At 60.7% G+C, this 11,354-nt stretch carries 10 protein-coding genes; 4 read left to right on the plus strand and 6 right to left on the minus strand.

From position 1 onward, the window contains the following. Positions 1-25: 25 nt before the first annotated feature. The 3 genes from L0Y14_RS13575 to L0Y14_RS13585 all read right to left on the minus strand — a co-directional run bounded on the left by L0Y14_RS13575 (position 26) and on the right by L0Y14_RS13585 (position 1,688). The gene (locus L0Y14_RS13575) at positions 26-433 is read right to left on the minus strand and encodes a PilZ domain-containing protein (protein ID WP_006475617.1); all 408 of its coding nucleotides are present in this window, start codon (positions 431-433) and stop codon (positions 26-28) included. A gap of 95 nt (positions 434-528) precedes the next feature. Continuing rightward, entirely contained in the window at positions 529-1,245 is a 717-nt protein-coding gene (locus L0Y14_RS13580; RefSeq protein ID WP_006475616.1) for a transcriptional regulator domain-containing protein, read from the minus strand. A gap of 5 nt (positions 1,246-1,250) precedes the next feature. Further along, positions 1,251-1,688 (minus strand): secondary thiamine-phosphate synthase enzyme YjbQ, encoded by a 438-nt coding sequence (locus tag L0Y14_RS13585; RefSeq protein ID WP_005964151.1) that lies wholly within the window; start codon positions 1,686-1,688, stop codon positions 1,251-1,253. Between the two features lie 79 nt (positions 1,689-1,767). Here L0Y14_RS13585 and argE point away from each other — a divergent pair, with 79 nt between their 5' ends. The 4 genes from argE to L0Y14_RS13605 all read left to right on the plus strand — a co-directional run bounded on the left by argE (position 1,768) and on the right by L0Y14_RS13605 (position 8,530). Beyond that, positions 1,768-2,913 carry an acetylornithine deacetylase gene (argE, locus tag L0Y14_RS13590; RefSeq protein WP_251859213.1) on the plus strand — a complete coding sequence of 382 codons (1,146 nt, stop codon included), beginning with the start codon at positions 1,768-1,770 and terminating at the stop codon, positions 2,911-2,913. 16 nt (positions 2,914-2,929) lie between these two features. Beyond that, positions 2,930-4,264 (plus strand): amino-acid N-acetyltransferase, encoded by a 1,335-nt coding sequence (gene argA, locus L0Y14_RS13595; RefSeq protein ID WP_005964157.1) that lies wholly within the window; start codon positions 2,930-2,932, stop codon positions 4,262-4,264. A gap of 67 nt (positions 4,265-4,331) precedes the next feature. After that, complete coding sequence (locus L0Y14_RS13600; protein WP_040820036.1) at positions 4,332-5,312, plus strand: cytochrome-c peroxidase; 981 nt, start codon at positions 4,332-4,334, stop codon at positions 5,310-5,312. Next, a complete protein-coding gene (locus L0Y14_RS13605; protein ID WP_050799413.1) occupies positions 5,309-8,530 on the plus strand; it encodes an EAL domain-containing protein in 3,222 nt (1,073 codons plus the stop codon). The genes L0Y14_RS13600 and L0Y14_RS13605 overlap by 4 nt, the downstream gene beginning before the upstream one ends. 12 nt (positions 8,531-8,542) lie before the next feature. Here the strand turns inward: L0Y14_RS13605 and L0Y14_RS13610 are convergent, their stop codons facing one another. From L0Y14_RS13610 to L0Y14_RS13620, 3 genes are read right to left on the minus strand one after another with little or no spacing between them, the layout of a single operon-like run. Next, positions 8,543-9,154 (minus strand): anaerobic ribonucleoside-triphosphate reductase activating protein, encoded by a 612-nt coding sequence (locus tag L0Y14_RS13610; protein ID WP_050799412.1) that lies wholly within the window; start codon positions 9,152-9,154, stop codon positions 8,543-8,545. Beyond that, a complete protein-coding gene (gene nrdD / locus L0Y14_RS13615) occupies positions 9,141-9,317 on the minus strand; it encodes an anaerobic ribonucleoside-triphosphate reductase (protein WP_006475610.1) in 177 nt (58 codons plus the stop codon). The genes L0Y14_RS13610 and nrdD overlap by 14 nt, the downstream gene beginning before the upstream one ends. After that, positions 9,304-11,349: a ribonucleoside triphosphate reductase gene (locus L0Y14_RS13620; RefSeq protein WP_006475609.1), complete on the minus strand. Its 2,046-nt coding sequence runs from the start codon at positions 11,347-11,349 to the stop codon at positions 9,304-9,306. The genes nrdD and L0Y14_RS13620 overlap by 14 nt, the downstream gene beginning before the upstream one ends. Between the last annotated feature and the right edge of the window lie 5 nt (positions 11,350-11,354).

An 11,354-nucleotide genomic window follows, 5' to 3' on the forward strand; every position in this document is an offset into this window, starting at 1 on the left:
AAGGTCGGGTCAGTAAATCTCAAACTCAGCGAGGAAAGCGGTCGGCGAAGTTCTCGATCCACTCCATTGCCGCCTCCTCACCGGAAAGTTTCCGTCCATCCTGCTCGAGTATCTGCTGTTTATACTGCTCGATCTGACAGACCTGCTCCACCATGCGTACCGCGAATTCAACCCGCGGATTGTCAAAATGCACACCCACCTCAAAGCCCCCCGGTTTCTCGTGACACCAGACGACCATACCGGCAGCATGGAAGCGCGGGTCGACCAGCGGAATACTGATGTCGATCATCACACCGAGTTCAACCTTTGAGTGCGAGATGAAACAGAGCCCCCCCTCGCTGATATTGCGCAGATACTCCTTGCTGTCCCCCACCACCTCTTGCAGCTGGTAATGGATCGGGATAGTCGACGGGTGACGGATAAACTGCCGCATGGCATTGAGATCCTTCTTTGATTTATCTGATCAGTAGCGTCGCGGAGGCTTATCCATAGCAAAACAGAGAGTTGTCCACTACGCAAGGGCCTAGCTCAATCGAGCAGTAGCAGGCGACGATAGCCGCCGTCGCGGAGCTGCTTCGCCTCCTCCAGGGCGTGATCCAACGCCTCTACGGAATCAAAGCCAAGAACCTGCACCATGCGGGATGGCTCCGCACCTGCCTGAGCCCCGTCGAGCAGCTGCAGCATCCGGGTCAAACGAGGACCATGGGCGGCGATACGTGGCGGCAACAGGCTTGCTTTTTTGATCTGCCGGCGCTGTTCGATCTGCAGCAGACGTTTGGCCTGCTCGAGCTGAGCGGCCAGCGGCAGCTGCAGATCGAACACCAGCGCCACCTGACCCGAGTCCGGTCGCTCATCTGCTGACTGCAGGTGCGTGGGCAGTTCAACCGCCCTCCAGGCGAGCCGCTCCTGCTGCACCACCGCGTCGGCCGCCGGATCCGGCGGGAATTTATAGAAACCCCAACGGGCGCCCAGGGCGCACTCGATCAACACCTTGTCGCCGTCGATACGGCAGTCGCCCTCCTCACACTCAGCCGCCGCCAGCCAGGCGCGTGGATCGCGCTTCCAGGCACAGAAATCGCGGTTCGGCGCCCGCCCATATTCTGCTTCCAGCGCCCGCCAGGTAGTGATGAACGCCTGCCACTCCTGTTGATAGTCAGGGTTGCGGCGCAGGAACTCCCAGGCCCAGCCGCCGGCATCAAGTTCAGCCGCAAACCTATAGGCGTCGGCATCGCGCCAATCCAACATCGGGATCACTCTCCCACCAGCCGCACCGCCACCCTGCGTTCCCGCGGACCATCCAGTTCCACCAGCATCAGCGATTGCCACTCCCCCAGCACCAGCTGACCCTGCTCCACCGGGATCGCCTCGCTGGAGCCGAGCATCATCGCACCGAGATGGGCATGGGCATTCTTTGGCTCACCCGGCGGGCAATCGCGCAGATGGATGTCATTGTGCAGATAGGCATCCCCCGGCGGCGCGAGACGATGCAGAAACAGCCGCAGATCATCGAGCAGGCGCGACTCGTTTTCGTTGATAGTGAGTGCGGTGGTGGTGTGCTGGCTCGACACCAGCAGAAAGCCATTTTGCAGGCCCTGGCGCGCCAACAGATCCTGCAACTGCAGCGTGATATCGTGCAGTGCCACCCCTGTGCCGGTGCTCAGCTCAATCTCTTCGTAGTGCATCCGCATGCCCCGCTCTCCCTATGCAAAAGAGCAAAGCATACCTTTTTGGCTTGCATGCGTGGGACTGGCCTTCCAGAATCAACCCATGACCACACCCAAATTCATCGAATTGGCCCGGGCGCTGATCGCAGCCCCCTCGGTCAGCAGCGTCAACCCCGAGTGGGATATGGGCAACCAGCAGGTGATCGAACACCTCAGCGGCTGGCTCGAACCTCTTGGCTTCCAGATCGAGATCCTGCCGGTGCCGGGTTGTGACGGTAAATTCAACCTGATCGCCAGCCGCGGCTCCGGCCCAGAGGGACTAGTGATCTCCGGCCACACCGACACCGTGCCCTTCGACGAGGGCAAATGGAACCGGGATCCACTCAAGATCAGCGAGAGCCACGGCCGCCTCTATGGCCTCGGCAGCTGCGACATGAAAGGCTTCTTTGCGGTGGTGATCGAGGCGCTGAAGCAGGTCCCACTGGAGCGGCTGAAGCAGCCGCTGACGATCATCGCCACCGCCGACGAAGAGAGCACCATGTGCGGTGCCAAGGCGCTGGTCGAGCTGCATCGCCAGCTGGGACGCCACGCCATCATTGGCGAGCCTACCGGGCTCAAACCGGTGCGCATGCACAAGGGGATCTCGATGGAGTCGGTGCGCCTCACCGGCCGCTCCGGCCACTCCAGCGACCCAGCCCTGGGGGTCAACGCCCTGGAGGGGATGCACAAAGTGATCGGCGAGGTGATGGCCTGGCGCAGCGAGTTACAGCAGCGCTACCACAACCCCGCCTTCGCCGTGCCGGTGCCCACTCTCAACCTGGGCCACATCCACGGCGGCGACAACCCCAACCGCATCTGCGGCCAATGTGAACTGCAGTTCGATCTGCGCCCGCTGCCCGGCATGCAACTTGGTGAACTGCGCGACGAGTTGTCGCAGCGGCTGGAGCGGCTGCTCGCCGGCAGCGAGCTGCAGTGGCAGCTCGAGCCGGTGTTCGACGGCATCCCTGCGCTGGAGACCCCGGCCCAGGCGGCCATAGTCCGGGCGGTGGAGAGCCTGACGGGGCAAAGCGCCGGCGCAGTCGCCTTCGGCACCGAGGGCCCCTATCTCAACAGCATGGGCATGGAAACAGTGATCTGCGGCCCCGGCCATATCGCTCAGGCACACCAGCCGGATGAGTATCTGCCGCTTGAACATATCGCCCCAGCGATCAAACTGATAGAGTCGCTGATCGGAAGATTCTGTTTATAGACAAGCTGTTACGCCAATGGCCGAGAGATCCCCACAATCAGACCCCTTTATCGCCTGGTTCCGCGGCTCCTCCCCTTATATCCATGCCCACCGGGGTCGCACCTTTGTCATCAGCTTCGGCGGCGAGGCGGTGGCCAGTAGCGGCTTTGCCGATCTGATCCACGACATCGCCCTGCTGCACGGGCTGGGTATCCGTCTGGTGCTGGTGCACGGCGCCCGCCCGCAGATCGAACAGCGGCTGCAGGCGCAAGGTACCCAGCTGCACTACATCAACGGCCTACGGGTCACTGACGATGCGGCGCTGACCTGTGTCAAGGAGGCCGCCGGGACAGTGCGGGTGGAGATCGAGGCATTGCTTTCGATGGGGCTGGCCAACTCACCGATGGCCGGGGCTCGCATCTGCGCCGCCTCTGGCAACTTCGTCACCGCCCGGCCGATCGGGGTGCGCGACGGAGTCGACTACTGCCACACCGGCGAGGTGCGGCGGGTCGATGCGGAGGCAATCCAGCAGCGCCTCAACAGCGGCGCCATCGCCATCGTACCACCGATCGGCTACTCCCCCACCGGCGAGGTGTTTAACCTGAGCGCCGCCGACGTGGCCGCCTCGGTGGCCATCGCCCTAGGCGCCGACAAGCTGATCAGCCTGGTGGAGGGCCAGGGGCTGAGTGATACCGACGGCAGAGCAATCACCCATGCGATCCCGCGGCAGATCGACACCCTGCTGGCGCAACAGGGGCCGCTGGCGGAGGATCTCTGCCAACACCTGCGGGGAGCGGTGAGCGCCTGTCGCAGCGGGGTCAAACGCATCCATCTGCTTGAGCGGCAGCTCGACGGCGCGCTACTGAAAGAGCTTTTCACCCGCGACGGCGTGGGCACCCTGATCACCGCGAAACCCTACGAGACGACCCGTACCGCCCAGATCGACGATGTCGGCGGCCTGCTCGAGTTGATCGAGCCACTGGAGGCCAACGGCACTCTGGTGCGGCGCTCACGGGAGCTGCTGGAGACCGAGATCGACCACTTTACCGTGATGGAGCGAGACGGCATGATCGTCGCCTGCGCCGCGCTCTACCCCTATCCGAAGGAATCGATGGCGGAGCTGGCCTGCGTCGTGGTACACCCCGACTACCGGGACGGCGGTCGCGGCGATCGGCTGCTCGAACAGATGGAGAAAATGGCAGCGGCGCAAAATATCCATCAACTTTTCATCCTCACCACCCGGACCGCCCACTGGTTCCGCGAGCGGGGCTTCGAGGCGGCCGAGATCCAGACACTGCCGATGCAGCGTCAGGCGCTCTACAATTATCAGCGCAACGCCAAGGTCTTCATTAAACCGCTAACCGGCTGTTAAATGGATTTACATTCACATTCTGCTTCGCAACCAGCCGAATAAAAACGCCCAGGCTCCATCAATCACCATGGCTACCTGCAGATTCAATCGATTAAAAAGCGTGATCCTGCCACTGTTCATCCTGATGGTGTCCGGCACCCCTGCTATCGGGTCTGACCGCAACGAACCGATCCGCCCTCTACCCCTAACGATCGATCTGAATCCCGACAAGGTCGCGCTGGGGGATCTCCTGTTCCACGACACACGCCTCTCCGGCAACAACACCATCAGCTGCGCCCACTGCCACAACCTGGCTACCGGCGGCAGCGACCATCGCGCCACATCTTCCGGCATCAACGGTCAGCTGGGCAGGATCAAGGCCCCCACGGTCTTCAACAGCGGCTTCCACTTTGTCCAGTTCTGGGATGGGCGCGCCGCTACTTTGGAGGAGCAGATAGAGGGACCGGTGCACAATCCGCTGGAGATGGGTAGCAGCTGGCCGAATGTGATCAAAAAACTGCAGGCCGACCCCAAACTATCGCGCACCTTCAAGAAGAGCTACCCCGACGGCATCACCTCAGCCAACATCAAAGATGCCATTGCCACCTTTGAACGCTCGCTGATCACCTTCAACTCCCGCTTCGACCAGTGGCTACGCGGTGACGAGAAGGCATTGAATGAACATGAGTTACAAGGCTATCTGCTGTTCAAAGACTACGGCTGCATCAGCTGCCACCAAGGCATGAACGTCGGCGGTAACATGTATGGCTACATGGGGGCGATGGGGGACTACTTTGCCGACCGCGGCACACCACTTACCCAGGCAGACATGGGGCGTTTCAATATCACCGGCCTGGAGGAGGACAAACACCTGTTCCGGGTGCCCTGTCTGCGGCTGACAGCGATCAACCCACCCTATTTCCATGATGGCAGCGCCAAGACCCTGGAGGAGGCGGTCAGGATCATGGGGCTCTACCAGCTGGGTCGGGAGATCCCACCAAAGGATGTGCAGGCAATCGTTGCCTTTCTCCACACCCTGGTGGGCAACCACCCCAGGTTGCACCCATGATGCCAGTTCGTCCTGCTTCACGCTGGATGCTGGCGGGCCTGCTGATCATCGCAAGCATCCTTATCTTCTATGCCGCCAGCTGGAACGGCGGCGCCCAGCACCATGCTCAGCAATCTAATATGCTGCTGGAATTGAAGGAACTCGATGCCCGTCTCGATCGGGATGTTTTGCGGATCACCTCCTTCCTGTTGGTTCAGTATGATCCCCTGGTGGAGACCACCAACCGACTGCGCCGCCTCAAGGAGAGACTCGGGTCACCATCGAAAGGCTTCTACGGCAGCATGGATCAGCTGGTGGATGGTGCCCTCGACGCCTATTGGGAGTCGATGCAAGAGAAGCTGCAACTACTTGAGCGTATCAAGTCAGAGGCCGCCGTGGTACGCAACGGCATTCACTATCTGCCGCTGGCGGCCAAAGGCTTGGAGGCCACCAATAGCAAGCACTACCAGGAGGTTCTGCAGCTGCTCAATCAGCTCTACATCTACTACCTCATCTCTAGCACGACCCGGCTACAGCAGATCGAGCAGCAGATCGACAGGCTGCAACAGCAGACAGAAGCCCAAGGGGAGCCGCAGAAAGTCCTGCGCAACATTCTGTTTCACATGCGAGCCATCCTCAAGGGATTGTCACGACTCAACCGTTTGAAACAACGCTTCATCGCCATCCAGACTCAGCAGCGCTTTGACTATCTGCACGATGTCTATGAACTACATCGCACCGGTGACCGGCGACACACTCAGCAGATCAGCATGCTGCTGGCGCTGGCGCTAACCGTGCTACTGACCAGCCTGTGGTGGCTGCTGAGCAAACTTGAACGGGCCCGGCTGACCGCAGAGACCGCGCTGAAGCATCTGCACGATGGCGTCGAGAGTCTCTCCGAGGCATTCGCCCTGTTCGATGCTAAAGGACGACTGGTGCTGCACAATCAACGCTACCGTATGTTCTACCCCTGGCTTGGCAAACAGCTCACCCAAGGTCTGGCACTAACCACCATCCAGGAGCAGAACGGCTCGCAGTTACAACAGGCCGATATGGATGGCCAGCCCATCCATGAACAGCTGCCGCTCCATCTCTTCATGGAGCGCCTGGATCAGGGAAAATGGTATCTGGCGAGCAACAATCCCACCTCGGAGGGGGGGCTAGTCTGTGTACGCACCGACATCACAGAAACGAAAAGGGCTGAGCTGGAGCTGCGTAAGCTGAGCCGCGCCCTGGAGCAGAGCCCGGCATCGGTCCTGATCACCGATACCGAGGGCACCATCGAGTACGTCAACCCCAAGTTCGAGCAGATATCCGGCTACTCCTCTGAGGAGGCGATCGGAAAGAACCCGAGAATACTCAAGAGCGGTGACAAATCCCGCGAGGATTACAAAGAGCTCTGGGAGACCATCAAAGCCGGTCGGGAGTGGCGTGGCGCCTTCCACAACAAACGCAAGGACGGCACGATTTATTGGGAGTCCGCGTCAATCTCTCCACTACGTAACGAGGGGGGCGAGATCACCCACTTCATCGCCGTCAAAGAGGACATCACCGCCCAAAAACGCGCTGAAGAGCAGTTGCGCATGAATGCCACGGTCTTCGAAACCACCACAGAAGGCATCATGGTCACCGATGCCGACAACCGCATCAAGACCGTCAACCCGGCATTTACCCGTATCACCGGCTATCAAGCAGAAGAGGTCATCGGGCGAAACCCGCGCCTGCTCAGCTCAGGCCGCCACGACCAGGCGTTCTACAAGGCGATGTGGGTCTCGGTCAAACAGCAGGGATCCTGGTCGGGAGAAGTCTGGAACCGGCGCAAGGATGGCAGCATCTACCCAGAGTGGCTCTCGGTCGCCGCCATCCGTACTGAACACGGAACGGTCTCGGAATACATCGCCGTCTTCTCCGACATCACCCAGCGCAAGGAGAGCGAACAGCAGATCCGCTTTCAGGCCAACTACGACGCCCTCACCGGTCTGCCCAACCGCTCACTGCTGCTCGACCGACTCACCCATGCCATCAATTCGGCCGAACGTGAAGCGTGGGAACTGGCACTGCTGTTCGTCGACCTGGACCAGTTCAAGATCGTCAACGACACCTTTGGCCATGTCATGGGCGATGAACTGCTGCAACATGCCGCTGAACGTCTGAAATCCTGCGTGCGGGAGAGCGACACGGTGGCGCGCTTCGGCGGTGACGAGTTTATCATTCTGCTGCAGGACATCTCCGGGGCCGACGATGCCGCCCAGATTGCCGACAAGGTCATCGAAAAGCTCTCCCGCTACTTTCTGCTGGCCGGTCGTGAGGTCATCATCGGCGCCAGCATCGGCATCACCCTGTTTCCCGATGATGCCAGCGACTCCGACACCCTGCTGCGCAACGCCGACATGGCGATGTATCGCGCCAAGGAGACCGGCCGCAACCGCTACCAGTTCTTCACCACTGCGATGCAGGAGCAGGTCAGCATCCGTCAGCATCTGGAACAGGATCTACGCGGAGCCCCGGAGCGGAATGAGCTGGAGCTGCACTATCAGCCGGTGGTGAGTGCCACAGATGGCAGGCTGGTCAGCATGGAGGCGCTACTGCGCTGGCACCATCCCGATCAGGGGCTGATCCCACCCGACCAGTTCATCCCTCTGGCTGAAGAGACCGGGCTGATCGGCCCGATCGGCGTATGGGTAATGAGCACCGCCTGCCGCCAGGCAGCACTCTGGCAGGCCCAGCAGCCGGGCTTGAAGATCGCGGTCAATATCTCCAGCCGCCAGCGGGAGCTGGGGCTCTCCGCCAAACTACTCGAATTGATCCTGCAGGAGACCGGCCTCGACAGCAGCCTGCTGACCCTGGAGATGACCGAGAGCCTGTTGATGGAGGATACCGAAGAGGCAGTCACCTGGCTGGAGTCGTTCAAGGCACTAGGGGTGGCGCTGGCGATCGACGACTTCGGCACCGGTTACTCTTCGCTCAGTTATCTAAAGCGTTTCCCGGTGGATGTCCTGAAGATCGACCGCGCTTTTGTCAGCGACCTGCCCGATGACCAGGAGGATGCCTCGCTGGTGGAGGCGATCGTCGCCATCGCCCAAAGCCTGGAGCTGAAACTGATCGCGGAGGGAGTCGAAACCGCTGAGCAGGCCAAGTTCCTTGACGATATTGGCTGTGACTATCTGCAGGGCTATCACTTCAGCAAGCCAAAACCCGCCAGCGAATTCACTGAGCAGTTGGCCGGGGAGTCCACTTGAGCACCCACCTGTTTATATCGACACCACAGGGTTACAGACCTGAAAAGAGTGCTTGAGCGGGCCGAGCTGCCGCAGTCTGTCTAACAGCCTCTGCTGCTTGGCTTCAGTGAACAGGGCCGGATCCAGGGTGGTGCGGATCTGATGCGGCAGGCCGCTCTCGATCACTAGAGCTGCACTCTCCCAAGCCCGCTCACCACTCCGCCTGACCCCGGTCAGTCCAGCATAATCTTCCGGCAAGGACTTGATATCCAGCCCGATCCAGTCGAGCAGTGGCAGCAGTTCCCGCAGCCGTTCAGGATAGGGGCCAGCGCTATGCAGCCCTACCTTGAAGCCCATCGCCTTCACCTGCCCAATAGCATCCGGCAGCCCTCGCTGCAGGGTCGGCTCGCCACCACTGAAGACCACCGCATCCAGCAGGCCCCGGCGGGTCTGCAGAAAGGCGAGAATCTGATCCCACGGGATCTGCTGCTCGCCCTGGCGTGGCAGAAGGTCCGGGTTGTGACAGTAGTGGCAGCGCCAGGGGCAACCTTGGCAGAAGATCACCGCCGCCAGCTCCCCCGGGTAGTCCACGGTGGTGAGCGGCGTCAGACCGCCCACCCGGAGGGTGAGTTCAGATCCGGACATCAGCTGTTTGTTGCGGTTGTTCCCGGAAACAGACACGGTCGGCATGTTCCGACTTTTTGCCCGGGTTGAAGGCGGCTACTGGACGGTGGTAGCCCATGACTCGGGTCCAGACTTCGCAGCGGGTTCTCTCTTCGTCTTTCAGTTCGATCTTATTGGTGGACATGGCTGTGTTGCTCCTGTTGTTTGTGGGCGATCGCCTCCTCATCGCACTTCGGGCAGAACTCGTGTTCGCCGCTGAGGTAACCGTGGGTCGGGCAGATTGAGAAGGTCGGGGTGATGGTGATGTAAGGCAAGCGGAACCGCTCCAGGGAACGCCGCACCAGTCGCCGGCAGGCCTCGGTGCTGCTGATGCGCTCGTTCATGTAGAGATGCAGCACGGTGCCGCCGGTATATTTCTGCTGTAGCGGCTCCTGGCGGGCCAGCGCCTCGAAAGGATCGTCGGTGAAGCCTACCGGCAGCTGCGACGAGTTGGTGTAGTAGGGGCGCTCCGGGGTGCCGGCCTGCAGGATCTCGGGCCAGCGCTTGCGGTCCTCTTTGGCAAACCGGTAGGTAGTACCCTCCGCCGGGGTGGCCTCCAGATTGTACATGTTGCCACTCTGCTCCTGGAACTCAACCATGCGCTCCCGGATATGGTCGAGGAAACGGATGGCGAAGGCGCTGCCCGCTTCGCTGGTGATGTCGTGCTGATCAGCGCTGAAGTTGCGGATCATCTCGTTGATACCGTTCACCCCGATGGTGGAGAAGTGGTTGCGCAGAGTGCCTAGATAGCGCTTGGTATAGGGGAAAAGGCCGGCGTCCATGTGGCGCTGGATCACCTTGCGTTTGATATCCAGACTGGAGCGGGCGAGGCAAAGCAGTTCGTCGAGCCGCTGCATTAGTGCGGCCTCATCCCCTTTGTAGAGGTATCCCAGGCGCGCACAGTTGATGGTGACTACCCCCAGCGAGCCAGTCTGCTCCGCCGAGCCGAACAAGCCATTGCCTCTCTTCAACAGTTCGCGCAGGTCGAGCTGCAGGCGGCAGCACATGGAGCGCACCATGTTCGGTTTCAACTCAGAATTGAGGAAGTTCTGAAAGTAGGGCAGGCCATACTTGGCGGTCATCGCGAACAGCCGCTCGGCGTTTTCGCTCTGCCAGGGAAAGTCGGGGGTAATGTTGTAGGTGGGGATCGGGAAGGTGAAGACCCGCCCTTTGGCGTCACCTTTGGTCATCACCTCGATGTAGGCGCGGTTGATCAGATCCATCTCCGCCTGCAGATCACCATAACTGAAGGACTGCTCCTCACCGCCGATCACTGGCACCTGTTCACGCAGATCCTCCGGGCAGACCCAGTCGAAGGTCAGGTTGGTGAAGGGGGTCTGGGTGCCCCAGCGCGATGGCACATTGAGGTTGTAGATCAGCTCCTGGATGTATTGTCGCACCTGCGCGTAACTGAGCTTATCCTTGCGCACGAAGGGGGCCATGTAGGTGTCGAAGGAGCTGAAGGCCTGCGCCCCGGCCCACTCGTTCTGCAGGGTGCCGAGAAAGTTGACGATCTGCCCCACGGCGGAAGACATGTGTTTCGGCGGTCCCGCCTCCACCTTGCCCGGCACCCCATTGAGCCCTTCGTGGAGCAGGGTGCGCAGCGACCAACCAGCGCAGTAGCCGGCCAGCATGTCGAGGTCATGGATATGGATATCCCCCTCGCGGTGCGCCTCTCCCGCCTCAGGCGGATAGACATGATTGAGCCAGTAGTTGGCGATCATTTTGCCCGAGCTGTTGAGGATCAACCCACCCAGGGAGTAGCCCTGATTGGCGTTGGCGTTGACCCGCCAGTCAGCCTGATCCAGATATTCGTTCACCGAGGCTGAGACATCCACCAGGGTTCGGCGATCTTCACGCAGCTTCTTGTGCTGCTCACGATAGACGATGTAGGCGCGGGCAGTCTTCAGATGGTTAGAGCTGATCAGCACCTGCTCGACGATATCCTGGATACGCTCAATATCGGGCACATGCTCGCGGTACCCGGTGTGGGTCAGCACCTTCAACACTTGGGCAGTGAGCAGCTGCGCCTCAGCATCTTCATACTCGCCACTGGCCTGACCGGCCAAGCGGATCGCCGTTCTAATCTTGTCGAGATCAAAATCGACCTCGCTACCGTCGCGCTTGCGTACCTTGGTCGGTAAGTAGAGCGGGCTGTTGGCGATGCCTGCGGTCATCTTCC

This window comes from Candidatus Endoriftia persephonae (assembly GCF_023733635.1).
Lineage (GTDB): Bacteria > Pseudomonadota > Gammaproteobacteria > Chromatiales > Chromatiaceae > Endoriftia > Endoriftia persephonae.